The organism is Mesorhizobium sp. B2-3-15, assembly GCF_006442875.1.
Taxonomy (GTDB): domain Bacteria; phylum Pseudomonadota; class Alphaproteobacteria; order Rhizobiales; family Rhizobiaceae; genus Mesorhizobium; species Mesorhizobium australicum.
In genome coordinates this window covers 107,718-133,635 of the sequence record NZ_VFVO01000015.1, presented here as the reverse complement: position 1 = coordinate 133,635, position 25,918 = coordinate 107,718, and the positions used below count along the sequence as shown (strand labels likewise).

Below are 25,918 nucleotides of genomic sequence, written 5' to 3'. Positions count from 1 at the left end.
GGAGGGTAGGCGGGAAACCATGACCAGTAAATCAGACCGACATTTGCCGACAGAGATTTGTTTGCGGTGTGGCTAAAATACTCTTGGCTCGAACGGTTCATGGCCCCTTGAGGCTGCCAGCGATGGCGCCGACCAGCGGGTCATATTTCGATTTCAGCGCCGGCGCATAGTCGATCCAGATCGTGCGGATGACGCCATCCCCGCCAAACAGCCGCCGCTCGTAAAAAATCTTTCCGTCCTTCACGCCCGACAGGACCGCCCGATCCTTGCCGGCCTTGCCGTAGGTGACCTTGTAGCCAGGCTCCTTGCTCGCCTTTTCGCCGACGACAAAGTCTTTCGGCGTCTCATGGTCAATGTTGAGGATGCCGGAGCATGTCAGGCTGGCGCCGTCCGCGCTCAGCCATACCTGACCGTCGCCATTCTCAGGCTCGGGCTGGCGATCGGTGAAGATATCGTCGGGGAAGGTGCAAACGGTGCCGAAGCGCTCGTTCACGTAGGTGGATTGCGCGGCAAACGCGGTATTCGCCGAGACCGCGGCAAGAGATATGATGATTGAGTAGAGCCGTCGCATGCCTTGCCCCGAAGCCGATGATTGCATGGCATTCTCGCACGGACAGGCGACAAGGTCAGCCGCCCGTGACACTCATATGCCGAGACACCGACGGACGGCTGGTGCGGCGGTCGATGATGAAGTCATGGCCCTTCGGCTTGCGGCCGATGGCTTCATCTATAGCGTCGGCAACCAGTTCATTGCCTTCCGACGCGCGCAACGGAGCGCGCAGGTCGGCCGCGTCTTCCTGGCCAAGGCACATATAGAGCGTGCCCGTGCAAGTCAGCCTGACCCGGTTGCAGCTTTCGCAGAAATTATGCGTCATCGGCGTGATGAAGCCGAGTTTTCCGCCGGTCTCGGCGACTTGGACATAGCGGGCCGGGCCACCGGTCTTGAACGGAATGTCGGTCAGCGTGAACTGGCGCTCGAGTGATGCGCGCAGCAGCGACAGCGGCAAATACTGGTCGGTGCGATCGGCGTCGATCTCGCCCATCGGCATGGTTTCGATGACGGTAAGGTCCATGCCGCGACCATGCGCCCAGCGCATCATTTCGGGCAGTTCGGCGTCGTTGAAATCCTTCAGCGCCACCGCGTTGAGCTTGACTTTCAAGCCAGCCGCCTGGGCAGCGTCGATGCCGGCCATGACCTTGCCGAGATGACCCCAGCGGGTGATGGCGTGGAACTTGTCGGCATCAAGCGTGTCGAGCGAAACATTGATGCGCTTGACGCCGCAATCGGCGAGCTCGGCGGCGAAGCGCGAAAGCTGCGAACCGTTGGTGGTCAGCGTCAGTTCTTCCAGTGCGCCGCTGTCAAGGTGCCGGGAAAGCTGGCGCACCAGATGCATGATGTTCTTGCGCACCAGCGGCTCACCGCCGGTGAGGCGCAACCGTTTGACACCCTTTTCAATGAACACGGTGCAGAGCCGGTCGAGTTCTTCCAGCGACAGCAGGTCTTTCTTGGGCAGGAAGGCCATATCCTCGGCCATGCAATAGGTGCAGCGGAAATCGCAGCGGTCGGTGACCGACACTCTAAGATAGCTGATCGTGCGACCGAAGGGGTCGATCATGTTCATGTTCGAGCGTTTCCGTGGCCGTTAACGGCGCCGTTATATACAGCTATGTGATACGATCCAGCCCGCCATTCAAGATAGCCGACCTCGATCTTTGGTAACATTCCGCGACCGACATTGCGTGTCGGCACGATCCCATACCTTTTCGCTTGGCGCGAAGCAGCGTAGGGAAGGGCAAATTCAGGCAGGATCGATCATGACGGCTCCGAAAGAACTGAGGGTCTCCAAGGACCGCAAGCTGCTCACCGTGACCTTTCCCGGCCACCAGCCGTTCGAGTTGCCGGCCGAGCTGCTGCGCGTCGCCTCACCGTCGGCGGAAGTGCAGGGCCATTCGCCCGAACAGCGGGTGACGGTTCCCGGCAAACGCGATGTGGCCATCCTGAAGATCGAGCCGGTCGGCAACTATGCGGTGCGAATCACCTTCGACGACTTCCATGACACCGGCATCTTCACCTGGAATTACCTGCACACGCTCGGCCATGAGAAGGATGCGCGCTGGAATGCCTATCTCGCGGAACTCGCCGAGAAGGGCCTGAGCCGCGATCGTTAGCCGCCATTGCGTCGTCAAAACGTCACTGATCGGGAGTAGGGCGGCGGAACGGGAGACGGAAAAAAATGTCGGTCATCACCACAGTCGAACAACTCGAAGCCCTTTACGGATTGCCGGGCGAGGCCTCGGTGGTCAAGGAACTCGACCATGTCATTCCCGAATACGCCGCCTTTATCGAAGCCTCGCCCTTTGTCGCGCTAGCCACCAATGGCCCGGAGGGGCTGGATTGTTCGCCGCGCGGCGATCTCGCGGGCTTCGTGCGCATCGTCGATGTGAAAACGCTGATGATGCCGGACCGGCGCGGCAACAACCGTGCCGATTCGCTGAAGAACATCATCAGGGATCCGCGCGTCGGCCTTTTGTTCCTGGTGCCGGGCTCCGGCACGACGCTGCGCATCAACGGCCGGGCCCATATCACCACGGACCCAGCGCTGTGCGCGTCGTTCATGGTCGACGGCAAGCCTGCGCGTTCGGTCACCGTGATCGATGTCGATTCGGTCTATTTCCAGTGCGCTCGCGCCATCGTGCGGTCGGAACTGTGGAACCCTGCCAAGCATGTCGACCCGAAGTCGCTGCCGACACCCGGAAAGATTTTAGAGATCACCAGCCGCAAGAATATCGACGGCGAAACCTACGACAGGGAGTGGCCGGAGCGGGCGAAGAAATCGATGTGGTGATCGCCTGAAAGGGCGATCACGCCTCGTTCAGCACGTCATAGATCTTGCGCATCTGCTCGCCGATCATGTCGCATTGTTCCGGCGTCGACTGGCTCATTGCCTTCTCGATCAGCGCCATATGCACTTTCAGCGCCCGCATCAGCAGCGCCTCGCCGGTTTCGGTCAGCGTAAGCCGCAAGATGCGCTTGTCCTTCTCATCGCCTTCGCGCCGCAGCAGGCCACGCGTCTCCAACTGCGGCAACAGCATGGTGATGTTGGAGCGGCCGACGAGCAGCTTGCGGGCGAGGTCGTGCTGCGACATGCCCGGATGGCGGTAGAGGTTCATCAGCACGTCGAGCTGCGCCGGCTTCAGGTCGAGCGGCGCAAGTTTCACCGCCAGCGTGCGCTCCAGCACATGGCAGGCGCGCGCCACCGCGACCCAGTTGCGAAAACGCGGGTTGTCCCAGGGTAGCTCTTGTTTATTGTTCATCTTTGAACTATTATGTTCATGCTTGAACGTATGGATGGATTCTGACTATGGCATCATTCGGGCTGAAGGTCATCCGAGGCGTGTTTGGTGCGGCCGAACATGTCGCGCCGCGCATCACCGGGCGTGCGGCTTTCGAATTGTTCTGCCGTACGCCAAGCACCAGGACACTGACCGACGGCGAGCGCCGCGCCATCGACCGCGCCGCGGAGTTCATGGCCGAGGCGCGGCATCACCGGCTGAAGACCGCGACCGGCTGCGTCATGGTTCATGAATTCCGCCCCGAGCCGGGCCGCGAGTCCGCCGGCACCGTCCTCGTCATCCATGGCTGGCGCTCGCGTACCGAATATATGCGCGTGCTGATCGAAGGTTTTCGCGCCGCCGGCTACAAGGTCGTCTCACTCGATCTTCCCGGTCATGGCCATTCGCAGGGCAGGCACCTGAACATGGTCAATGCCGTCGAAGCCGCAAGAGTGGCCGGCGAATGGTTTGGGCCGTTCGTGGCTGCCGTCGGCCATTCCTTCGGAGGTGCCGTTGCCGCCAATGCCATCGCCGGCTCCGTCAAGGACATCCCGCCGCTGTCGGCCGCACGTCTTGTGCTGATCGCGGCACCAAGCTCGCTGCCGGCAATCTTCGCCGACTTCAGCCGCATGCTCAATGTCGGTCCCCGCTCGCAGGTCGCCATGGCTGACCGCGTCGAATATCTCTCCGGCCGGCCGTTGCACGAATTCACCGGTGACCGGCAGCTCGCCCAGGCGCCCGTGCCGACGTTGGTCATCCACGCGCCCGACGACCGGGAGGTGCCGGCTGCACATGCACGACGCTATGCCGGCGCCGGCGACCATGTACGGCTGCACTGGGCCGACGGGCTCGGCCATCGCCGCATTCTGGCCGACAAGGGCGTGGTTGAACGCGCCGTCGGCTTCGTGACCATGCAGCAGAACCCGTCGCTGCTCCACTGAGCGGCACTCAGGCTATTTCTTCTTGTCTCCGGGCTCTACAGGCAGTCCGGCAGCCTTCCAGGCCGTGTAGCCGCCGAGGATGTGTTTGACCGGGGAAAGACCCATGTCCTGCGCCGTCTTGGTGGCCAGCGCTGAACGCCAGCCGCCGGCGCAGAAGAAGACGAAGGTTTTTCCGGAAGCGAAGAAGGGCTTGTGGTAGGGGCTTTCGGGATCGATCCAGAACTCCAGCATGCCACGCGTGACGTGCTTGGCGCCGGGAATTCTGCCGTCGCGTTCGATTTCACGAGGATCGCGCAGATCGACGAAGATGGTGTCTTCGTCCTCAAGCAGCCCTGCCGCTTCCTCGGGCGAAACCACTTCGATCTCGGCGTTGGCCTCATCCAGCAGTTCGCGATACCCTTTTTTCACGTGGTTCCCTCCGGCCGCAAGTTTGCTGGCAAGTCGGATTTCGAGCACAACGGATGGTGTTTGTCACGCCTCGATGGTGCCGGCCATGGCCTTCCAAGCAGCCATTGCCCCGGCTACCGTCGCCATCAGGGCGGCGCGGGAAGCGCCGTCACGCGCCTGAATCGACATGCCATGCTGGACCGTTGCGAAAAAGGTCGCGGCTGCACGACAATCGAAGTCGGCAGGCAATTCACCCTCGGCCACGCCGCGCTCCAGACGTTTCTTCAGCGCGGTAAGATTCTCGGCGCGCCGGCGCCGCAAATCCGCGCAGATCGCGCCCCGGCTCGAGTCTTCGTGCAGCGCACCCAGCGTAATCAGGCAGCCTTGCGGACGATCGCTTTGCGAATAGGCCTTCGCGGTCCGGCGCAAGAACCGCTCGATCGCAAGCCGCGCCGTTGGCGCCTCTTCCAGCGCGAGCCAGATGTCGGCGCCCTCCACGCGGGAATAGAGATCGGTCGCCTCGAGGAACAGGGCCTCCTTGCTGCCATAGGCGGCATAGAGGCTCGGCGAATTTATGCCCATTGCCACGGCAAGATCGCTGATCGATGCGCCTTCATAGCCCTTGGCCCAAAACACGTCCATCGCGCGCCGCAAGGCCGCGGTTCGATCGAAGGTTCGGGGACGGCCTCTTTCCGACATGATGCTCTTTTCTGTGTTGATCGATACATAAATGAGTTGACGCGGCCAGGCAAGGCTGGCAGGTATTTATGTATCAATCGCTACATAAATGGAGAAACCGATGTCATCAGGAAATTTGAACGGCAAGGCAGCACTCGTCACCGGAGGCAGCCGCGGTATCGGCGCGGCCATTGCACGAAGGTTGGCGGCGGAGGGGGCCGATGTGGCGCTGACCTATGTGCATGGCGAGGAGCAGGCTCGGTCCGTCGTCGCCGAGATAGAGACCAAGGGCGGTCGCGCCATTGCCATTAAAGCCGACAACCGTGACGCCGAGGCCATAGACCAGGCGGTGGCCGATGCTGTGACTGCCTTCGGCCGGCTCGACATCCTGGTCAACAGTGCCGGCATCTGGCGCGCCGCGCCGATCGATGCGCTGTCGCTTGCCGATTTCGACGAAACCATGTCGATCAATCTGAGAGCGCCGTTCATCGCCTCGAAAGCGGCGGCAAGGCACATGGGCGAGGGCGGCAGGATCATCTCGATCGGCAGCAATCTGGCCGAGCGGGTCACCGACACCAGCCTGGGCGCCTACTCGGCCAGCAAGGCGGCGCTGGTCGGCCTGACCAAGGCATTGGCCCGCGACCTCGGGTCACGCGGCATCACCGCCAATGTCGTCCATCCCGGTTCGACCGACACCGACATGAACCCGGCCGACGGCCCGCATGCCGAGCATCAGCGCCAGAAGATGGCCACCCCGCGATTCGGCCAGGCGGACGATATCGCCGGCATGGTTGCCTGGCTCGCCGGACCGGAGGGCAGGTTCGTCACCGGAGCCGCGCTGACCATCGATGGAGGCGCAAACGCGTAAGCCACAGGGATTCCCGGGCCGGCGCGACAGTTCGGTCGCGCCGGCCGTCACGATGTTGTGAAACCGTTCTGCAACAGCCCTGCCGAAATTTATGAAAGCTTAACGAAATCGGTATGAATCGGTATAGTCGCGCCTTACATCCGCCATGCGGTGAGCGGGACGGTCTAGCGTGCGGAACGGGAACCGGTTGCGACCGGAGCGGGTGATCCATGAAATTCCTCGGTAAAAAAGCAACCGTGATGCCGCTGGTGGCGATTACGGCGACGCTGGCTTTCGGCATGCCTCAGGCAGGAGCCCAGGGATTTTTCGACATGCTGTTCGGCGGTGGCATCAGGCATGAGCCGAAAGGCGAGTTTCCGCCTCCTCCGCCAAAGCACAAACCCAAGCCGAACGCTCCGGCCGGCGGCGGCGCGAGGATCAGCAGTCCGTCCTACTATACTTACAAGGCCGACAAGCTGGTGCGTGTCGACTTCTCGACGCTGGCGACGGCGCCGCAGCCGGCTGCACCGCAAGACGCCGCTTTCGTGCCTTCGGCCACGGGTGCTGCCTTCCATGAAGCCATTGCCGGGCTCGCCGACTATGAACTCTATGCCGAGCCCGACATCGCCAAGGCGCTGATCGCCTATTACTCGGCCAACCCGGATTTCATCTGGGTGACCGGAACCACCCCGAACAACCGCGCGCAGGATGCCGTGCGGGTGCTTGGCGAGGCTGCAAGCTACGGCCTCACGCCTGCCGACTACACGGTCGATGTGCCTGCCGCCAGTTCGTCCTCGGCGGACGACGAGGTCAAGCTGAAGGAGCTCGTGCGATTCGAGATGGCGCTGTCGGCACGTGTCCTGCGCTATGCCCATGACGCCCAGAATGGCCGTGTCGAGCCCAACCGCATGACCGGCTACTACGATTTCCCGGCCAAGCCGCTCGACATGATGGGCGTGCTGAAGACTCTGGCGCATACCCAGGAGGTTCGCACCTATCTGGAATCGCGCCATCCGCAGAATGCGGAATATCAGGCGCTGCGCGTCGAACTGGAAGCGCTGCAGGCGAGCGCCGAGAACGAAATCGTCGTCGATCCCAAGCTGCTTCTGAAGCCAGGCGAAACCAGCCCCGAATTGCCGAAGCTGCTGTCGCTGATCGCGCGTAATCTCGATGACGAGATGGGCGGCACCTATGGCGAGGTCCTGTCGCGGCTGGCAACCAGCGAAGTCTACGTTCCCGAGCTGGTGCCGCTGATCAAGGCGGTGCAGCAGAAGGAAGGCATGAAGGGCGATGGCGTCATCGGTCCACGCACGGTCGCCACGCTGGCCGGGACGTCGAAGGCCGACAGGCTGCTGAAGGTGGAGGTGGCGCTGGAAGAACTGCGCTGGCTGCCTTCCGATCTCGGCAGCCCGCGTGTTTTCATTAACCAGCCTGCCTTCACCGCAAGCTATATCGACGACGGCCAGGAAAAATTGAAGACGCGTGCCGTCGTCGGCCGCGTCACCAACCAGACCGCCTTCTTCTACGACCAGATCAAGCAGGTCGATTTCCACCCCTACTGGGGCGTGCCGCAGTCGATCATCGTCAACGAAATGCTGCCGAGGTTGCGCGGCGATCCCGGCTATCTTGACCGGGCCGGCTACGAGGTGACGGATTCACGCGGCAAGCGCATCCCTTCGTCGGCGGTGAACTGGGGCGCTTATGGCGCCAACATTCCCTATAATGTGCGCCAGCAGCCGAGCGAGGCCAATGCTCTGGGCGAACTGAAGATCCTGTTCCCCAACAAGCACGCGATCTACATGCACGACACGCCGCAGAAATCGTTTTTCAAGCAGGATATGCGCGCGCTCAGCCATGGCTGCGTGCGCCTGCAGGATCCGCGCGGCATGGCGGCGGCAGTGCTCGGCACCTCGGTCGATTATATCGCGGAGAAATTGAAGCACGGACACTCGACCGAGGATGTGATACGCAAGATCCCAGTCTATGTCGCTTATTTCACCGCCTGGCCCGACATGTCCGGCAAGGTCGAGTATTTCAGCGACGTCTACGATCGCGATTCCCGGCTGAAGCAGGCCCTGGACGCAACCGAGGCGGTGCGCTCACCCTCGAGCTAGTCGTTATCGCTCCGACAGCGAGCGCCTGAAACCGGCGTCGCGCCCGGCGATCAGCCAATAGACCAGCCCGGCAACCAGACCGGCGGCGGCTATGATGCCGATGTCGACCCAGCGCTCCAGATCCACGTCCTCCGCCGCGCCCGGCCAGATCAGGAAGAAACCTCCGGCCGCAGCCGCGGCGCCGAAGACCATGTGCAGCATAGCGTTGCGAAGAGAGAAGAATTCGGCGATCAGCGCAAAAATCAGCGTCTGGGGCGCGGTCACCACGATGGTCAGGAAATAGATGAACATGCCGAGCGGCGGTACCACAAAGGCCGCGATCGGCGAGACCCCCATGAGGTCGAAATAGGCTGGCGCGTTGGGCAGGGAACTCAGCGCGGCATAGATCGCCACGACGGCGATCAGACCAACCAGTATGGCGACGAGATAGCCGGCCAGCATCATGAGGACGCGCTTCATCAAGTGCTTCGCAGCCGACATACCCACCCCCTGAAGCCCGGTCCCTCCACAATCAGCCATCAATGGCGAATTGACGCAAGGGGAGACGGAACACTCCTGGGCCCGCCGGTGAAAATCCCGCCACTCAGGCGCCGCCGCACATGTGCTGCGAATCCGGGAGAGCCCAGGAGCCTTTCGCGACGAGGTCGACGGAATAATAAACCCGGCCACGGTCGTCGTCCTTGGGGCAGTCCCTGGGAATGGAGATCAAGCACATGACGACGGGTTCGCCGACCTGGGCGGCGGCAAGGCCGGCCTCGCGATCGTAGGATACGGCGCCGCCGCCATTGGTGAATGTGGCCGCGCTGCCCGCTTCGGGAGTAGCCGTTTCCAGCGGATCGTCGCCAAGCCGCGTGGTCAGCGTCTCGATATGCGTCGACGCGCATTGGCCGATCGCCAAGGGCAGGGGCTGGTCCTTATTGCCGGGGTTCCGTGCCGCGGCGTCCAGCGCCTTCTTGCCGATCAGCGCGATGGTGTAGTCTTGCACCCAGGACGGCGCATTTCCATAGGTCTGCAAGGCGTTGTCGAGCGCGCTGGCGATACAGGCGGTATCGCTCTTGCAAGCATTGCGATCGGCGATCAGCCCGCGGGCAATCTTGCGCTTGTCGCCGCCGAACGCCGGCTCGAATTCCTTGTAAGCCTTCGAAACCAGCAGATCGATCGCCGACAACTGCGGGTCGGCGCAGATCGCCTTTTCCGCCGGCAGGTTTGCCTTGCCGCAGTCGAAGGACGGCCCGTCCGCCAATGCCGGAGAAACGGCAAGGAAGCCGCCGGCTGAGACGATGGCGGATACAGATAGAAGACAGAGTCTAACGAAACATCGCATCATGCCCCCAAGCCAACAGGATTGCCCAGGGCGCGGCCCCGCGCCCAGCCTAACATACTCCAGGATGGACAATTTTGACGCTCGGTTTGTCGTTGAGAACACGCAGACGCAGCGCATTCGCGACGTGATGTCCGCGAACCTTATTTTGGTTCGGCCGTCACAGGATCGAAGACGATTTCGACCTTTGCCTTGTCCGAGGTATAGTAGGTGACGGTGTAGCCGTCCTTGTCCCAGTCGACCTCCTTCACGTAGCGAAACCCGTCACGCTGCTCGACCTTGGCGATGATCTCCGACAGCTTCTTGGCATTGGGTGGCGGCAGTGCAGTTTCATCCGCGGCAAAGGCGGGTCCGGCGGCGAAAAGAACGACGACGTAGGCCGCAAGCAGAAATCTGGACATGGTTTTCCCTCAAGTTTCGACTCAAGGAAACTCGCTGTCATGCAGGTTTGTTCCGCATGTGGGTGTTCCGGCGTTCAGCGCCTGTGCGGAAAGGCAGAGCGCCAAAGGGGAAGGCGGGCTGTAGCTGCCGATGTGACGTTCAGCAAACAGATGGTGGGCGATGCAGGGATTGAACCTGCGACCCCACCCGTGTGAAGGGTGTGCTCTCCCGCTGAGCTAATCGCCCGCTCGTTGCCCGAAGGCCAAGCGAGCCGCGATATAAGGGAGGCCGACCCATTAAGTCAAGGCAGCGTCTGGTGTTGTCACACAGATCGGATTTGCGGTCTCGCCAAGGCCCGTTCCGCAGAGATTTTCATCGTCGGCGCTCAGTGTGCGGCGGCGCCGATCAGCCTTTGCGCCAGATCGAGCGTTAACGCATCGAAATGCGAGATCACCGCCGAGGGCTCGAACTCGCGCACATGACGGTCGGTGTAGCCGAAATCGACGGCGACGACAGGAATGCCGGCCGCCTTGGCGGTGTCGATATCGGTTTGCGAATCGCCGACCATCAAGGCGCGGTGCGGATCACCGCCGGCGAGTTTGATGGTCTCGATCAGGTGGCGCGGATCGGGCTTGCGGAACGCGAACGTGTCCTGCCCGGCAATTGCCGCGAAATGCCTGGTCAAGCCGAGTGCTTCGATCAGCGCCAGCGAATTGGCCTGGTACTTGTTCGTGCAGATTGCCAGCAGATAGCCGGCCTTCTCAAAACGGGCAATCGCCTCGGTCACGCCGGGGTAGGGGCGGGATTTGCCCGGAATGTTGTCGGTGTAGTGATCGAGGAACAGTTTCAGCAGCCGGTCGTGCTCCTCGACCTTGAGGGATCGTTGCTGCGCGGCATGCGCCCGTTCGATCATCACCCGGCCGCCATGGCCGACGAAGCGTTTGAAGCCGGCTTCGTCGACGGCCGATAGTTCGCTGGCCGCCAGGCTGTGGTTGAGGCTGTCGAGCAGGTCCGGCGCCGTGTCAATCAGCGTTCCATCGAGGTCGAACACGATGATCGGGCGAGTCATGATCCATCCTGCGCAGGTTTGTGCATGGGCAGGCGATAGCGGCTGCGACGCGTTAAGGCAAGCAGACCGGCGGGACGGCCGCCAAGGGCTTTGACCCGGCCTGCAAAAATGCTAGGAGCCGAAAACGCTAAAGCGCGTCGCGTCGAAACAGACTCATGCGGCACGCTTCAGGTCTTTCTTTCATGCATGTCGTTTTCCCAAAGCCGAGGTCATTTTGGGCGACATGCATTCGGTTTCAGGGCAGCAAAGCAGCATGGATGCGAGGCAATTGAAGGTCGAGGCCGCGCGGGCGGCCCTTGCCCATGTCAGCGACGGCATGCGGCTCGGCATCGGAACCGGCACCACCGCCGAGGAGTTCGTGCGGCTGCTTGCCGACAAGGTCGCCACCGGCATGACCATAACAGGCGTGCCGACCTCTGAACGCACTGCTGCGCTGTGCCGCGAACTCGGCGTGCCGCTGTCGACGCTGGAGGAAACGCCTGAGCTCGATCTCACCGTCGACGGTGCCGACGAGGTCGACCCGGAGCTGACATTGATCAAGGGCGGCGGCGGGGCGCTGCTGCGCGAGAAGATCGTGGCCGCGGCCTCGCAGCGCATGATTGTCATCGCCGATCGTTCGAAGATGGTCGAGACACTCGGCCGGTTTCCGCTTCCAATAGAAGTCAACCAGTTCGGCCTGCGCGCGACCGAGATCGCCGTGGCCATGGCGGCTGGAAATCTCGGCCTTTCCGGTCCGGTGACATTGAGGATGACGGGAGGCCAGCCTTTTGTTACAGACGGCGGCCATTTTATCCTCGATGCATCTTTTGGCCGCATTCCGGATACAAGAGCGCTTTCGAATGCTCTCCACGCCATTCCTGGCGTGGTCGAGCATGGTCTTTTCATCGGGCTGGCGTCAGCGGCCATCATCGCCGGCGGCGACGGTATCCAAACTGTCCATGCCGCCCGAAAACCAGGGAGTTCTACCGATCATGATGTTGCATAACCGGGTTCGCCGTCTTTCCGTCCTTGTGGCGGCTTCGGCCGTCTTCGCGTTCTCCTCGCCTGTCTTCGCGCAGGACGTCACGGAATCGCATCTGAAGGCCGCACGCGCCGCGGTCGCCGCGATCCACGCGACCGACCCGTTCGACAACATCCTGCCGCAGGCCGCCGCGGCGCTCGAATCGCAGCTTATCCAGAAGAACCCGGACATGCAGGAACTGATCGGCAAGACGATCAACGAGAAGGCGCTGGCGATGGCCTCACGCCGTGCGGATCTCGAGAAGGAAGCGGCTCTTGCCTATGCGAAGGTGTTTTCCGAAAAGGAACTCTCCGACATCGCGGCTTTCTACAGCTCCGAGTCCGGCAAGAAGCTGCTCGACAGCGGCCCGACGGTGACGCGTGACCTCGTCAAGGCCGCCGACATCTGGCAGAACGGCGTCGCGCGCGATCTCGCCCAGCAAGTCGGCGAGACTCTGGCAGCGGCGGCAAAAGCCAAGGCGCCGGCCGCACCCGCCGATGCAACCGCCCCCGCGGATGGTGCTGCTCCTGCGGACGGAGCTGCTCCGGCGGATGGCGCGGCCCCCGCCGACGGTTCTGCGCCGGCGGACGGCACGCAGAACTGATCGTGATCTTTCCGACGGCCTTGCGGCCATCTGTGAAGCCCGGCTTGTCCGGGCTTTTCTTTTGACGGTTTGCGGCCTACCTGTCAGTCGAATTTTGGCGTTCAAGGAGCCGCTTCATGGCCGGTTATGACTACGACCTCTTCGTCATCGGCGGCGGCTCCGGAGGGGTGAGGGCGGCGCGGGTCGCGGCAGCGCTCGGCAAGCGCGTTGGCATTGCCGAAGAATACCGTTTCGGTGGCACCTGCGTCATCAGGGGCTGCGTGCCGAAGAAGCTCTATGTCTATGCCTCGCAATTTCCCGAGCATTTCGCCGACGCCGCCGGCTATGGCTGGACAGTGCCGGAAGCCAGTTTCGACTGGCAGACGCTGGTCGCCAACAAGGACCGCGAGATCAGCCGGCTGGAAGCGATCTACAAGAAGAATGTCGAGGGTTCGGGTGGCGAGACGTTTCACACGCGGGCGATGATCGTCGACCCGCACGTGATCCACCTCCTGAGCGAGGACCGCACCGTCACCGCCGATCAGATCCTGATCGCCACCGGCGGCCGTCCGGCGGCGCATCCGGCGCTGCCCGGCCACGAACACTGCATCTTTTCCAACGAAGCTTTCGACCTCAAGGACCTGCCAAAGGCGATCATGATCGAGGGCGGCGGCTATATCGCGGTCGAGTTCGCCAACATCTTCCATGGCCTCGGCGTAGACACCACGCTGGTCTATCGCGGCAAGGAAATCCTCGGCCGCTTCGACATGGACCTGCGGCGCACGCTGCATGAGACGATGGAGAAGAAGGGGATAAAGATCCTTTGCCATTCCGTCTCCGAATCGGTCAGCAAGCGGCCGGACGGACGGCTCGACGCGCAGCTCATCGGGGGGCAGGTGCTGACGGTCGATCAGGTGATGCTGGCCATCGGCCGCCTCCCCAACACCGAGAATATGGGCCTGGAAGGCATAGGCCTCGATATGACCGCCGCGACCGGTGCGATCAAGGTCGACCCGTATTCCCGCACCAGCATCGACAATATCTGGGCGATCGGCGATGTCACCAACCGCGTGCAGCTGACCCCGGTGGCGATTCACGAAGCCATGTGCTTCGTCGAGACGGCCTTCAAGGACAATCCGACGGCGCCCGACCACGACACGATCGCAACGGCTGTCTTCTCGCAACCGGAAATCGGCACGGTCGGCCTGTCGGAAGACGAAGCCGTAAAGCGCTTCGCCGATGTCGAAATCTACCGCGCCAGCTTCCGGCCGATGCGGCACACGCTGTCGGGCCGTGACGAAAAGATGCTGATAAAGCTGGTCGTCGATGGCGCTTCGCGCAGGGTTCTCGGCGCCCACATATTGGGGCCGGATGCCGGCGAAATGGCACAGCTGCTCGGCATCCCCCTGAAGGCCGGACTGACCAAGGACGACTTCGACCGCACAATGGCCGTGCACCCGACCGCCTCCGAAGAGCTCGTCACCATGTACAAGCCGACCTATCGGGTGAAGGACGGCGAGCGCGTCTGACGTCGCCTGACGCGGCGCTGCCGCCGCCAGCCATGGCCGGCGGCGGCAGTCGAACCGCTACAGCAAAGTGCCGCGCAGGATGACGAGCGCCACCGAGAAATAGATCACCAGTCCGGTGACATCGACCAGCGTGGCGACGAACGGCGCGGATGCACTGGCGGGGTCGAAACCGATCCGTTTCAGGGCGAAAGGCAGCATCGACCCCGACAGCGAACCGAAGGTGACGATGCCGACCAGTGCGGCACCAACGGTCGCGGCAATCAACGGCCAGTGCGGGCCATAGTCATAGAAGCCCATATATTGCCAGAGCGCGATGCGGCAGACGCCGACCGCGCCCAGCATGGCGCCGAGCACGAGACCGGTAGGCAGTTCGCGCAGCGCCACCCGCCACCAGTCACGAAGGCCGATTTCGCGCAGCGCCAGCGCGCGGATGACCAGCGAGGTCGCCTGCGAGCCGGAATTGCCGCCGGAGCTCATGATCAGCGGGATGAACAGCGTCAGCACGATCGCCTTCTCCAGCTCGCCCTCATAGCTTTGCATGGCATTGGCCGTCAGCATCTCGCTGATGAACAGCGCACAGAGCCAACCACCGCGCTTCTTGATCATGGCGAGAAAGCTCATCTTCATGTACGGCTCGTCCAAAGCCTCCATGCCGCCAAAGCGATGCACGTCTTCGGTCGTCTCCTCGATCATCGTGTCGATGATGTCGTCGATGGTGACGATGCCGAGGATCTTGCCGTTGTCGACGACCGGGACGGCGAGCAGATCGTATTTGGAGATCGTCTGCGCCAGGTGTTCACGATCCGTCAGCGGAGTGACTGTCACCGGCAGGCGGTCCGGCGCTACCGACAGGATCGGGTCGTCCGGTTCACCGGTGATGAGCCGACGCAAGCCCGTCGACCGCACCAGGAGATTTGTCCGCGGATCGACGATGTAGATTGCATAGACGGTCTCGCGCGTCCGTTCGACCTTGCGGATGTAGTCGAGCGTGCGTCCGACGGTCCAGTCGGAGGGCACGCTGACGAACTCCGTGGTCATGATCGAGGCGGCGCTGCCTTCGGGATAGCCCAGAATGGAAAGCAGGGTGGCGCGCAGCGGCGGCGCCAGCGCATCGAGCAGCTCGGAGCGTGCCGGCTCGTCGAGCTCGCGCAGGATGTCGGCCGCGCGGTCGACGGACATGGCGGTGAGCAGCTTGCTCGCCTTGGGACGGGGCAGGGCCTCCGCCAGTTCGGGCGCGCCTTCGAGCTCAGGCTGGTCGAAAATCTCGACCAGCCGTTCGAAGGGTACGGCGCAAAGCAGCTCCGTCGCGGTTTCGCGCGATTCATGGTTGAGCGCCTCGACAAGGTCGGCGACGTGATCATTGGCAAGGATGCGGGCGATAGCGACGGCCTCGTCGTCCGCTACGGGGAAAAAATCGTTCATGGCTCACTCCTTGCCGTCCGGCAGGACATGAACCATTCAGGTCACGTCTAGGCGGACGGCCGTTGCGTTCGACTGTGACTGTCGCCAGGCATGGCGCGGTGACCTTTCTGCTTGCGGGTTCGCTTTTGACTGCTGCAAGCCGGCGCAACATAGGAGCGCGCCTTGCCGAGTCAATCGCGGTGAGGAAGGAAAACAGTGCCGAACGGCCCGGATCGCGAGACTGTGATCACCGTGGACCGTTCACCGTGGCAAGCCACGGGGACATCAGCGTTATTTCTGCTTCAGCCGGCGCGAGAAACGCGTCCATTTGTCCTCGACCGGCCTTGGCTGGGCCAGGATCGTGGTGAGTTCCAGCGGCAGGCTTGGGGCAAGCGGCTTCTTCGTGGCGACGCCGTCGGCAATCAGGACCATCGAGTGGTAGAACTCGGTCCCGGCAGCAGATCTCGGTGCCACGGCTTCGTGCATGACACTGATCACCGTCACATCAGGGCAGTTGTCCTTGATGGCTTGGTGGAAGGCAATCTTGCCATCAGGGTCGAGAGCCCCGGTCGCCTCGTCGAGGAACAGCAGGCCCGGTTGCTGCAGGATGATACGAGCCACCACCAGCTTCTGCTTCTGGCCGCCCGACAGGACCTGATCCCAGCTCTTGCCCTCGCGGCTTTCATTGGCCATGTGTTCGATGAAATCGCCAAGGCCAGCCTTGTGCAGTGCCGACGCGACCTGGGTATCGCCGTGGTCGCCTTCGGAGCCTGGTAGGCAGACCAGCTGTTTCAGCGACACCTGCGGCAGCTTGACCTCCTGAGCGGCATAGAAGCTCTTGACGCCCTCGGGGAAGACGATGGTGCCGCGGCCATAAGGCCACAGGCCGTTGATCGCCTTGATCAGCGAGGTCTTGCCGCACCCGGATTCGCCTTTCAGGAAGGTCCATTCGCCGCGCCGGAAGCGCAGGTTGGCGGAACTGAGGAATGGTGTCGCATCCTCACCCTGATGCGCCAGCTCCAGCTTCTGGATGGTCAGACCGAAGACCGGATTCTGGCTGGCGTAGTGGAAGTCGGAACGGCCGCTCTGGCTGTAGAATTCCTGCGGGTGCTGGACTTTCTCGATCGCGTTGGCGAGCTCCGTCACGCGCTGGCTGTTGGCGCGCAGCGTCGCGATGGCGGGCATGACATGAATGAACCAGGAACACTGGCTGATGAGCTGGGCGACCATTTCGGAGCCGGTGATGTAGCCTTTATAGTCCAAGCGGCTGTGGATGAACGGCACAAGGCCTGGAGCATAGGCGACGATACGGGCGCCGACGAAGTTGTAGATCAGCTCGAACGACATATAGCTGGAGTTGACGACATTCAGCCGCCCCCAGGTGCGATCGATGTCGACATAGAGCCGGTCGTGCATCCTCTTCTGCACGCCCTCGCCATGCGAGGCGGCGACATGGAAGCTGCGGCGCAGGAACGTCGTCAGTTCGCTACGATAACTTCCCTCGGCCTTCTGCATGCGAATATTGAGACGTTCCAGCAGGCTGCCGAGCTTGACGGCGATCCAGGTATTGAGGGGGACGTAAGTGGCAACCGCGAGAAGGGCGAGAACAGCGCTGCCATAGCTGCCAAGGAACTCCAGGCCTTTGACCTCCACTGACGACTGCAACAGGTTCTGGCCTATGAAATAGAGCGAAGTCGCCAGCCCCAGCACGCCCATGGCGAGGCCGATCGCACCGCCGGTCATGTCCTTGATCGATTCCTGGATGCGCTGGTCGACATTGTCGGGCGCAACGATGCCGCCGTCCGCGGAACCATGTTGAGCGTGAAAATGGGTATGGTTGCCGTCGAGCAAGGCCTGGTTGAATTGGTCGTTCAGCCAGCCGCGCCATTTGCGGTGCAAGGTTGCCGAGACGAGATTGCGCACGCCGGTGAAGCCGACATCCTTGAGCATGACCAGCAGCACCAGTATGCCGGCGTTGGTCAGGATTGTCTCCAAGGGCCTGGTGTTGGCGGCATCGTGCAGGAAGGCGATCGAATTCACCAATTCGCCCGACGCCATGGCGAACCACACGCTGGCCTTGCTGGACAGCGCGGTGAGCAGGGCTATCACCAGCGTCAGCGCCCAGGCTTCCTTCCAGCGGTCCGAGATCCAGTAGGCTCGCACGAGCCCCCAGAAATTGCGCATCGAGGATACCGGCGTCAAATGCGACCGCCCTGCGGCGTCGCTGCGTAGTCCATCCGGTACTGACTCTTGCGATCGCCTGCCGATCCGAATCACGATCCCGCCCAAACCTTTTTTGTTTTGTTACGGATGGTAACACCAATTGATCATTTTCCATTAATTTTTAAACCAGGCCTGTGGGATTGCTCTCGCGGCCGTTGCACTGAAGCAACAGATTGAAGATCGAATCGCCAGCAAAACGGTGGGCAGCGATCAGGAAATTTTGATTGGTTTCAGCAGCTTGGACGCGGCGAACGGGGCTTTTGTCGATCTTCCCCTGGGGAAACCTGGTACACGGTTTCGTGACTTAAAAAATCATGAGGGCCGGGGTCGACGCCGCTTCCTTGCCGCGGCGAAGTCGCCAATATCGCATCGGAACAGCGGGAGTGCAGGATCGTTCTCTTGCCCATTCGTCAACCAAATGGGGGATCCGCACCGGCCCAATGGCAAGCGGCTCTTTCATCAGCTACGTCAAAATGGAGGAGAAGTGGCGTCCCCTGGCCTCAGCCGGTTTTCTCCAACTCGCCACGCGCCTTGGCCGCCGCGACCTGACGGATCGCATCGGCCAACGTGTCGGCATCCTGCGCACCCATCACGGCATATTTGTCCTCGAGCAGGAAGCACGGCACGCCTGTGATGCCCATGCGCGACGCGGTGGCGATTTCCGTGCGAACCGCCTCGACATCAGCGTCACTCGGCAAGAGCGTTTCGACAACAGCGGCGTCCATGCCGGCCTCGCGGGCAGCTTCGACCAAGACGGTGTGGTCGCCGATATTGGCGCCTTCCTCGAAATTCAGCTGGAATAGGTGGCGCACCAGTCGGTTCTGGACGTCCTCGCCGGCGGCACCGGCCCAGCGGATCAGCCGATGCGCGTCGAGTGTGTTCGGCGCCACCTTGATAGCGTCGAAGGCAAAGGAAATGCCTTCAGCTTCGCCAAGCGGTTCGATGCGAGCATGAATTTCGCGAATGCGCTCGTCGCTGCCGAACTTGGCCAGCATGTAGTCGTGGCGGTCCTTGCCTTGCGGCGGAATGGTTGGATCGAGTTGGAACGGCCGCCAGCGTATATGCACTTCGACATCGCCGGCCGCGGCGATCGCCTTGTCCAGCCGCTTCTGACCGATGAAGCACCACGGGCAGACGACGTCCGACACCACGTCGACGGTTATGGCGTTCGCTTCGCTCATCTCGATCTCCGGACTTCAGTTCGGTTTGCGCCACCATGTTGGCAGCTGATAACCGAATATGGGCGTCTTGCGCGGATGTTCCAGATAATTCCAGTAAGCAAGCCACTGCTGCGTATTGTACTGCATCGGCACCATGTAATTGCCGGAGATCAGCAGCCGATCGAGAACGCGAACCGCCGCGACGTAATCCTCTTTCGAACGGGCTCGCAGCATTGCGTCGATGGCCGCATCGATCGCCGGATCGGCGACGCCGGCGAGGTTGAACGATCCCTCGGTCCTGGCCGCGGCGGACGACCAGCGCCCGATCTGCTCAATGCCAGGGGACAACGAATTGTTGAAGCCGCTGGAGCCGATCAGGACCTCGAAATCGAAACGCTGCTTGCGCGACTGGATCTGGTCGCCGTCCAGGCTGCGGATGCTGACATTGATGCCGATCTTCTCAAGCGTGCGCTGATAGATGCCGGCCAGACGTTCTTCATCCTGCGAGGCGGTCAGAATCTCGAAGCCGAAAGGTTTACCGTCGGGATCGATCATCGTGCCGTCCTGCACATGGTAGCCGATGCTTTTCAGAAGATCGAAAGCGGTCTTCAGCACCTTGCGGTCCTGGCCCGAACCGTCCGTCACCGGCGGTTTCCAGGTGCCGTCCATGACGTCGGCCGGCACGCGGCCGGGATAGGGCGCCAGCAGCGCCTTTTCCCTGTCATCAGCCGGATGGCCGAGCGCGGAAAGCTCCGAGTTCTGCCAGTAGCTCATCGTGCGGGTGTACTTGCCGCCGAACAGGTTCTTGTTGGCCCATTCGAAATCATAAAGCATGCCGAGCGCGCGCCGAACCACGGGGTTGGAAAACTTCGGCAGCCTCGTGTTGAACAGAAAACCCGTCACGACGGGTGGAATGCCGGTATCGAAGGTTTCTGAGACAACGTCTCCCCTATGAAACGCCGGAAAGTCGAGATCGCGCTCGCGTTTCACCGGATCGCTGTCGTCGTCGATGGCGCAAAGACCCTTCTTGAAAGCTTCGAGCTTGGCGTTGGCGTTGAGAAAATACTCGATGGTGATCTGGTCGTAATTGTCGAAACCGCGCTTGGCGGGAACGTTCTTGCCCCAATAGTCGGGGTTGCGCTTGAAGACGATGCGCTGGCCGGGCGTCACCTGCGCGATCCTGTAGGGACCGCTGCCGATCAACGGCTTCAGCGTCGTCCTGTCGAAAGTGTCGATGTCGAAAGCGTGCTTGGGGATGATCGGTGTCAGCGCGATGATCAGCGGAAACTCACGATCGGCCTTGTCATTGAAGGTAAAGCGCACGCTATGGTCGCCCGTCTTTTCGAGCTTGGCGATCCTGGCCATGCGGTCGCTGTAGGGCGGACGGCCTTTCTGCGTATAGGCATCGTAGGTGAACAGCACGTCTTCCGGCGTCACTGGCTGACCATCCGACCATTTGGCATTCGGGTTGAGATGGAATTCGATGGTCTTGCGCTCGGGATCCATGTCGGCGGTGTCGGCCAGAAGCCCATAAAGGGTAAAGGCCTCGTCGGCACTGCGCTGCATCAGCGGCTCGAAGACCAGATTGCCGTAAATCGTGTCCATCATGCCGCGCGCGGTCGTGCGCAGGCTTTTCAGGATGAAAGGGTTGAGATTGTCGAAGCTGCCGACGACGCAATAGGTAATGCTGCCACCCTTCGGCGCGTCGGGATTGACGTAGCTGAAATGGGTGTAGTCCGGCGGCAGGGCCGGTTCGCCCTGCATCGCAATCGCGTGTTTCGGCTCCGACAGCGCCGGAGGCGACGACAGGCTGAAAAACGATAATGCGGTGACCAGCCAAACAAGAACGCGGCCCATGACCGTCTCCTTAACAGGTCGGCTTGATGATTCGGTCCGCACCCTAGCATGGGGCACCTGCGTGGCGGCCAATGGCGTCGTCAAGAATTACCGGTCGGCGGGCTGGATTCGACGCCGCTTGCAGTGTAACACGCCGTCCGAAGTCATTCTGTTGCCTCATTTTGGCAACAGGTAGCTGGACCACACGGCGCGAAGAAGCCGGTCCCGGGATCATTGAGAGGAAGTGCACGACATGACGAGCCTGAACAGCAACGCGTACCGCCTGTCGGTCATGGCCGCAGGCGTGGTTGGCTTTCTCGGCGCAGGACTTCCCTCTGCTTCCGCGCAGCAGCAGCCGCAGATTCCGCAGGGCTGGTTCAAGGCCTGCACCAAGCAGGAAGACGTCGACATCTGCAATGTCCAGAACATCGTCACCGCTGGCAATGGCCAACTCGTCACCGGCGTCAGCCTGATCGAGCTCAAGGGCAAGGTGAACCGCAAAGTGTTCCAGGTGACGGTCCCGACCGGCCGCCTCGTGCCTCCCGGCATCGGCCTGCAGATCGACACCGGCAAGGCGCAGAAGCTCGACTATGTCATCTGCTTCCCGGATCGTTGCGTGGCGGAAGTGCCGCTGACCGATCAGCTTGTCGCTTCGTTCAAGAAGGGTCAGGGGATCACGCTGACCTCGATCAATTTCCAGAACCAGGCCAACCCGATCAAGATCGCGCTGCAGGGCTTCAGCGGCGCCTATGACGGCCCGCCGCTGCAGCAGTCGGACATCGAGGACCGGCAGAAGAAGCTTCAGGACTTCGTCGCCAAGAACAACCAGGATTTCGCCAAGAAGCTCAAGGACGAGCAGGACAAGGCGAAGACCGCCAACTGATCCGGCGTCGGGAATATAGCGAGTCAAAAAAGCGGGGTCATGCCCCGCTTTTTTCATTTCTGGCCATACTCAGCATGCCGGAAGTCAGTGCCTCGACTGCCGTTTCGGCGCATAGCGCCCATCCGGCTTCTTGTCGAACATTTCCTTGATTTGCGGATGGCGGACAGGTTCTCCCGATTGGTCCTCGAGCAAATTCTGCTCGGACACATAGGCGATGTATTCGGTTTCCGAATTCTCGGCGAGCAGGTGGTAGAATGGTTGGTCCTTGCGCGGCCGTACGTCGGCGGGGATGGCCTCGTACCATTCGTCGGTGTTGGCGAATTGCGGATCGACGTCGAAAATGATGCCTCGGAACGGGAACAGCCGGTGGCGAACCACCTGTCCGATCGCGAATTTGGCCGTTTTCATCGCACTCACCACTGAATTCCTTGGCTTTATTTGGCGCAGACTCCGCATCAATTCAATCCCGAGCGTCTGAGCGCCTTCAAGATACGCGGTATGCGCAACAAAGGTTTTGATGAACGTCGCGATACCGCGGCAAAGTCCGCAAAATCGCTACCGCTGCCGAGCCGGCTTCCGAAGGCCGCCCGCAACTGCCGCAAAGCCGCTGCCCGGGCGAAGCCCTTCCCGCATGAAGAAGGCGCGCAGCGGCGTAAAGCCGCCAAGTACACCCAGGCCAACGCCACGCGCCATCTGCGCCGGCAACATGTCCGAAAGCAGCGACATGTTGAGCAGATTGACTGCGCTGCTGCGCGCCAGAATATCGGGCCGGCGCTTGAAATCGTATGCAGCAAGGGCCGCAACAGCCCCCGGATCCTCACGATTTTCACGCGCGATTCCAACCAGATCGTCAATATCCCTGATGCCTAGGTTGAGGCCTTGCGCGCCGATCGGCGGGAACACGTGCGCCGCCTCACCGACAAGCGCCACCCGTCGCGCCGCGAAACGCAGGGGGGTCACCGTCGACAATGGATAAATCTGGCGACCCGGCTCGACGGATACCCGGCCCAGCATCGATTGCATCTTTTGCTCGACGCGGAGCGAGAGCGTTGCATCGTCCAAAGCGGCAAGCTCCTTGGCGGTCTCTGGCTTGACCACCCAGACAAGGCTGGAGCGATTGCCCGGCAGTGGAACCTGCGTGAACGGGCCGGTCTCTGTATGGAATTCCGTCGAGGTGAAGCCATGTTCGCGGTTGTGGCCGAAATTGAGGACAAACGCCGCCTGAGGGTAGGCGCGCGCCGCCGTCGAGATGCCCGCGGCCTCGCGGGCCGGCGACAGGCGGCCGTCGGCGGCGACCGCAAGGGACGCATCGATCTCGCTGCCATCAGCCAGCGTGGCATGCGCTTTGCCGGCGCCGAGATGCCATGCCTTCACCATGGATCTGCGCCACTCGATCCCGGAATGCGCGGCCACCTTGCTGGCAAGCGCCGGGCCAAGGACGCCGTTGGGCAGGTTCAGGCCGAACTGTTCCTCGCCGATCTCGCTGGCGCGGAAGGTGACGACGGGGCTGCGGATCAGCCGGCCGGTCGCATCGACAATGCGCATCACCTTCAACGGCGCGCCCTTGGGTCTGATGTCATCGAGCACGCCCACCCGTTCCAGCATCTTCAGGGCAGGCGTCATGAGCGCCGTAGTGCGACCGTCGGGAGCCGAGGTTTCCGGCCCGGCAATCGTCACCGGAAAGCCGGCATCGGCCAAGGCAAGCGCGGCGATCAACCCCGCCGGCCCCGTGCCCGCAATCAGTATCCGCGCTGTTTCCTGATGCTCCAAGATCGGCTTCCGGTCTGCAGTTGAGAGGCGGCCACCAGACCTGCCAGTCCAAACAGGCATATAGGGCAGATCATGCGGCTTGATCAACGCGGCGATTCGGCCCATTCGGATGTCATGACCGGCCAACAGGACGACTTCAGCCATCTCGACCGCGCCGGCCGCGCCACGGCAAATGTCGCGCGCGACCCGCGTTTGACGGTCAACGTCGTCGTCTGTGCAAGCATCGCGTTGGCCTGGCTGCTGCTTGCCGCGATGGCGATACGCGGCGCCGAGGCGCGGATCAGCGCGCCGGGTGACGCTCTCCTGCGCAACCTGCCACAGCTGCCGCTGCCCGATTTCCTGGACCATTTTTTCGTTCTTTGCCTTTCGCCAGCGCCGCTGGACGCAAGCATCGGCCCGCGTGCTTTGGCACTCATCCTCATGTGGTTCCTGATGGCGATCGCCGCGATGCTGCCGTCGGCGGCACCGATGATCCGCACCTATTGCGAGATCGCCGATACGGCGCGGATCAAGCGGGCGCCGGTCGTCCATCCGCTGGTGCTGGTTGCCGGCTACCTCTGCGCCTGGCTCGCCGCATCGCTGCTGTTTGCGGCACTGACACTTGCCGTCCACGCAGTCGCCGCGTCCGCGGGGGTATTCGATCCGGTGCTTGGCGTTGCTGGTGGGCTGGCCTTGCTGGTTGCCGGCCTCTACCAGTTCAGCGGCCTCAAGGAGGCCAGCCTGACGAAATGCCGGAACCCATTCTCGACCTTGTTTTCAAACTGGAGTGCCGAGACCTTCCGCATCTTTCGGCTGGGCATCGTGCAAGGTATCTGGTGCCTGGGATGCTGCTGGGCATTGATGCTGGTGATGTTCGCCGTCGGCGTCATGAACGTCTTCTGGATGGCGCTGATCGGCGTGTTCACCCTAATTGAAAAACAAACGATGGGCAGTCTTCCAACCCGGCTGGCCGGTGCGATACTGCTTGTCTGGGCAGCCGTGCTGCTAGTAGTCTCACTGTGATTGGGGGGAATTCGATGACTGACCCGGGCTGGGCAATGAAAGGAGAGCTCGTACTCTCCTGCAATTGCACGGTTTTTTGCCCTTGCGTCTTGTCGCTCGGCAGTCACCCACCAACAGAAGGCTATTGCCAGACATGGGCGGGTTTCCGTATCGATGCGGGTCACTTCGGCGAAGTCGACCTCTCCGGCCTCAACCTTGGGCTGATCATGGAAATCCCCGGTTACATGAGCCGCGGCAATTGGACCGCGGGCCTGTTCATCGACATCAGAGCCTCGGTTTACGCGGTCAAGGCGTTGACCAGGATCTTCACCGGCAAGGCCGGCGGGACCACGTCGCTGCTCTCGATCCTCGTCGGCAAATTCCTGGGCGTCGAACAGGTGCCGATCACCTACGAGACACGGGACAAGACGCGTATCTTCCAGATTCCGAAGATCATCGACGGGGCGGTCACGCCAATCGCGGGCAAGGACCGCGACAAGGATACGGTGATCACGAATTCGGAATACTGGATCGCGCCGGAGATCATCGTGGCGAGGTCCGACAAGAGCAAGATGCGCGCCTTTGGCCGCAACTGGAATTTCGCCGGCCGATCGGCCGAGATCTGCAAGCTTGATTGGCGGGGCCCGTGAGCAAGAACACAAAAGCCCGCAAGATCGCCGGAAAGATCACCGACCGAATTCCGCGGCCGAAGAAGAAGGTCACCTGGCCGCAGGCGCGTGCGTTTTCGGTGCATCTGCTGACCGCCTCCGGTTCGTTCCTGGCTTTCCTGTCGCTGGTGGCGGCGAGCGAGGAGCGCTGGACGGCCATGTTCTGGTGGCTAGGCCTGGCGCTGTTCGTCGATGGCATCGACGGGCCGATCGCCCGAAAGCTGGAGGTCAAGGAAATCCTGCCGACCTGGTCCGGCGAACTCCTCGACAACATCATCGACTACGTGACCTACGTGCTGATCCCGGCCTTCGCGCTCTACCAACGGGGCTTCATGGGCGAGGGCCTGTCGTTCCTTTCGGCGGCGATCATCGTCGTCTCCAGCGCGATCTACTATGCCGACACCGGCATGAAGACGAAGGAGAATTTCTTCAAGGGATTCCCGGTGGTCTGGAACATGGTGGTGTTCACGCTGTTTGTCATCGAACCGGGACAATGGGTCTCGTTCGCGGTGGTGGTGGTGGCCGGCATTCTGACCTTTGTCCCGATAAACTTCATCCATCCGGTGCGGGTGAGGCGGCTGCGGCCGATCAATCTCGGCATGACGCTGTTGTGGTGTGCTTTCGGCGCGCTCGCGCTTGCGCAGGCCGCACTCGCCGCTTTCTACGACCAGATCGGCGTGCTGGGCGAGCAAGTCGGCACTTTCACCAAGATCGGAATCACCGTTACCGGGCTCTATCTCGCAACCATTGGTGGCCTCATGCAGTTCTTTCCGAACCTCGGCGCCAAAAAGGCCTGACCAGCCGCTCTTCAAG

General features: G+C 62.0%; 27 protein-coding genes and 1 tRNA gene. 12 read left to right on the top strand and 16 right to left on the bottom strand.

Features of this window, described 5'->3' with window-relative positions:
• Positions 1-97: 97 nt before the first annotated feature.
• Together FJ954_RS26810 and moaA are read right to left on the bottom strand one after the other, a co-directional pair.
• Positions 98-598: a hypothetical protein gene (locus FJ954_RS26810; protein WP_246681157.1), complete on the bottom strand. Its 501-nt coding sequence runs from the start codon at positions 596-598 to the stop codon at positions 98-100.
• A gap of 28 nt (positions 599-626) precedes the next feature.
• Positions 627-1,622: a GTP 3',8-cyclase MoaA gene (gene moaA, locus FJ954_RS26805; protein WP_140664526.1), complete on the bottom strand. Its 996-nt coding sequence runs from the start codon at positions 1,620-1,622 to the stop codon at positions 627-629.
• Positions 1,623-1,815: 193 nt separating this feature from the next.
• Here moaA and FJ954_RS26800 point away from each other — a divergent pair, with 193 nt between their 5' ends.
• Entirely contained in the window at positions 1,816-2,169 is a 354-nt protein-coding gene (locus FJ954_RS26800; protein WP_140619676.1) for a DUF971 domain-containing protein, read from the top strand.
• Positions 2,170-2,234: 65 nt separating this feature from the next.
• The gene (locus FJ954_RS26795) at positions 2,235-2,846 is read left to right on the top strand and encodes a pyridoxamine 5'-phosphate oxidase family protein (protein WP_140664523.1); all 612 of its coding nucleotides are present in this window, start codon (positions 2,235-2,237) and stop codon (positions 2,844-2,846) included.
• 16 nt (positions 2,847-2,862) lie between these two features.
• Here the strand turns inward: FJ954_RS26795 and FJ954_RS26790 are convergent, their stop codons facing one another.
• On the bottom strand, positions 2,863-3,315 hold the full coding sequence (locus FJ954_RS26790) for a MarR family transcriptional regulator (protein ID WP_023773737.1): 453 nt from the start codon (positions 3,313-3,315) through the stop codon (positions 2,863-2,865).
• Between the two features lie 47 nt (positions 3,316-3,362).
• Here FJ954_RS26790 and FJ954_RS26785 point away from each other — a divergent pair, with 47 nt between their 5' ends.
• On the top strand, positions 3,363-4,274 hold the full coding sequence (locus FJ954_RS26785) for an alpha/beta fold hydrolase (protein WP_140664520.1): 912 nt from the start codon (positions 3,363-3,365) through the stop codon (positions 4,272-4,274).
• A 12-nt stretch (positions 4,275-4,286) separates the two neighbouring features.
• Here the strand turns inward: FJ954_RS26785 and FJ954_RS26780 are convergent, their stop codons facing one another.
• Complete coding sequence (locus FJ954_RS26780) at positions 4,287-4,682, bottom strand: rhodanese-like domain-containing protein (RefSeq protein ID WP_140664517.1); 396 nt, start codon at positions 4,680-4,682, stop codon at positions 4,287-4,289.
• Between the two features lie 63 nt (positions 4,683-4,745).
• Entirely contained in the window at positions 4,746-5,360 is a 615-nt protein-coding gene (locus tag FJ954_RS26775; RefSeq protein WP_140664515.1) for a TetR/AcrR family transcriptional regulator, read from the bottom strand.
• Between the two features lie 100 nt (positions 5,361-5,460).
• Here FJ954_RS26775 and FJ954_RS26770 point away from each other — a divergent pair, with 100 nt between their 5' ends.
• Positions 5,461-6,207: a 3-oxoacyl-ACP reductase family protein gene (locus FJ954_RS26770; RefSeq protein WP_015317868.1), complete on the top strand. Its 747-nt coding sequence runs from the start codon at positions 5,461-5,463 to the stop codon at positions 6,205-6,207.
• 209 nt (positions 6,208-6,416) lie between these two features.
• Positions 6,417-8,300, top strand: coding sequence for a murein L,D-transpeptidase (locus FJ954_RS26765; RefSeq protein ID WP_140664513.1), 1,884 nt, complete (start codon positions 6,417-6,419; stop codon positions 8,298-8,300).
• Between the two features lie 3 nt (positions 8,301-8,303).
• Here FJ954_RS26765 and FJ954_RS26760 read toward each other — a convergent pair whose 3' ends face one another.
• From FJ954_RS26760 to FJ954_RS26740, 5 genes are all read right to left on the bottom strand, one after another.
• Positions 8,304-8,780, bottom strand: a complete 477-nt coding sequence (locus FJ954_RS26760) for a hypothetical protein (protein ID WP_140664511.1) — start codon at positions 8,778-8,780, stop codon at positions 8,304-8,306.
• Positions 8,781-8,883: 103 nt separating this feature from the next.
• Positions 8,884-9,627, bottom strand: coding sequence for a lysozyme inhibitor LprI family protein (locus FJ954_RS26755; RefSeq protein ID WP_246681156.1), 744 nt, complete (start codon positions 9,625-9,627; stop codon positions 8,884-8,886).
• Between the two features lie 137 nt (positions 9,628-9,764).
• On the bottom strand, positions 9,765-10,022 hold the full coding sequence (locus FJ954_RS26750) for a PepSY domain-containing protein (protein ID WP_140664508.1): 258 nt from the start codon (positions 10,020-10,022) through the stop codon (positions 9,765-9,767).
• Positions 10,023-10,173: 151 nt separating this feature from the next.
• A tRNA-Val gene (locus FJ954_RS26745) sits at positions 10,174-10,248 on the bottom strand.
• A 139-nt stretch (positions 10,249-10,387) separates the two neighbouring features.
• Positions 10,388-11,071 (bottom strand): phosphoglycolate phosphatase, encoded by a 684-nt coding sequence (locus tag FJ954_RS26740; RefSeq protein ID WP_015317873.1) that lies wholly within the window; start codon positions 11,069-11,071, stop codon positions 10,388-10,390.
• Between the two features lie 253 nt (positions 11,072-11,324).
• On the opposite strand from FJ954_RS26740, the gene rpiA reads away from it, so the two are divergent.
• The 3 genes from rpiA to gor all read left to right on the top strand — a co-directional run bounded on the left by rpiA (position 11,325) and on the right by gor (position 14,183).
• Complete coding sequence (gene rpiA, locus FJ954_RS26735) at positions 11,325-12,056, top strand: ribose-5-phosphate isomerase RpiA (RefSeq protein ID WP_140664506.1); 732 nt, start codon at positions 11,325-11,327, stop codon at positions 12,054-12,056.
• Entirely contained in the window at positions 12,043-12,675 is a 633-nt protein-coding gene (locus FJ954_RS26730; RefSeq protein ID WP_140619662.1) for a DUF2059 domain-containing protein, read from the top strand. The genes rpiA and FJ954_RS26730 overlap by 14 nt, the downstream gene beginning before the upstream one ends.
• 116 nt (positions 12,676-12,791) lie before the next feature.
• On the top strand, positions 12,792-14,183 hold the full coding sequence (gene gor / locus FJ954_RS26725) for a glutathione-disulfide reductase (protein WP_140664503.1): 1,392 nt from the start codon (positions 12,792-12,794) through the stop codon (positions 14,181-14,183).
• A 57-nt stretch (positions 14,184-14,240) separates the two neighbouring features.
• Here gor and mgtE read toward each other — a convergent pair whose 3' ends face one another.
• From mgtE to FJ954_RS26705, 4 genes are all read right to left on the bottom strand, one after another.
• Entirely contained in the window at positions 14,241-15,605 is a 1,365-nt protein-coding gene (gene mgtE, locus FJ954_RS26720) for a magnesium transporter (protein ID WP_140664478.1), read from the bottom strand.
• A 270-nt stretch (positions 15,606-15,875) separates the two neighbouring features.
• A complete protein-coding gene (locus FJ954_RS26715) occupies positions 15,876-17,768 on the bottom strand; it encodes an ABC transporter ATP-binding protein/permease (RefSeq protein WP_181173931.1) in 1,893 nt (630 codons plus the stop codon).
• A gap of 539 nt (positions 17,769-18,307) precedes the next feature.
• Positions 18,308-18,988 carry a DsbA family protein gene (locus FJ954_RS26710; RefSeq protein WP_015317879.1) on the bottom strand — a complete coding sequence of 227 codons (681 nt, stop codon included), beginning with the start codon at positions 18,986-18,988 and terminating at the stop codon, positions 18,308-18,310.
• Positions 18,989-19,003: 15 nt separating this feature from the next.
• Positions 19,004-20,824, bottom strand: coding sequence for an extracellular solute-binding protein (locus tag FJ954_RS26705; protein ID WP_140619652.1), 1,821 nt, complete (start codon positions 20,822-20,824; stop codon positions 19,004-19,006).
• Between the two features lie 232 nt (positions 20,825-21,056).
• On the opposite strand from FJ954_RS26705, the gene FJ954_RS26700 reads away from it, so the two are divergent.
• Positions 21,057-21,686, top strand: coding sequence for an invasion associated locus B family protein (locus FJ954_RS26700; RefSeq protein ID WP_015317881.1), 630 nt, complete (start codon positions 21,057-21,059; stop codon positions 21,684-21,686).
• Between the two features lie 84 nt (positions 21,687-21,770).
• On the opposite strand, the gene hspQ is transcribed toward FJ954_RS26700, so the two are convergent.
• Positions 21,771-22,094, bottom strand: coding sequence for a heat shock protein HspQ (gene hspQ / locus FJ954_RS26695; protein ID WP_027142695.1), 324 nt, complete (start codon positions 22,092-22,094; stop codon positions 21,771-21,773).
• A 147-nt stretch (positions 22,095-22,241) separates the two neighbouring features.
• Positions 22,242-23,456: a UbiH/UbiF family hydroxylase gene (locus tag FJ954_RS26690; RefSeq protein ID WP_140664473.1), complete on the bottom strand. Its 1,215-nt coding sequence runs from the start codon at positions 23,454-23,456 to the stop codon at positions 22,242-22,244.
• 72 nt (positions 23,457-23,528) lie between these two features.
• Between FJ954_RS26690 and FJ954_RS26685 the strand changes: the two genes are divergently transcribed.
• Genes FJ954_RS26685 through pcsA form a run of 3 tightly spaced genes read left to right on the top strand, consistent with a single transcriptional unit; the run spans position 23,529 to position 25,902 of the window.
• Positions 23,529-24,458, top strand: coding sequence for a DUF2182 domain-containing protein (locus tag FJ954_RS26685; RefSeq protein WP_140664470.1), 930 nt, complete (start codon positions 23,529-23,531; stop codon positions 24,456-24,458).
• A gap of 14 nt (positions 24,459-24,472) precedes the next feature.
• A complete protein-coding gene (locus FJ954_RS26680; RefSeq protein ID WP_023795157.1) occupies positions 24,473-25,087 on the top strand; it encodes a DUF1326 domain-containing protein in 615 nt (204 codons plus the stop codon).
• Positions 25,084-25,902 carry a phosphatidylcholine synthase gene (gene pcsA / locus FJ954_RS26675; protein WP_181173904.1) on the top strand — a complete coding sequence of 273 codons (819 nt, stop codon included), beginning with the start codon at positions 25,084-25,086 and terminating at the stop codon, positions 25,900-25,902. Before FJ954_RS26680 ends, pcsA begins: the two co-directional genes overlap by 4 nt.
• Positions 25,903-25,918: the final 16 nt, after the last annotated feature.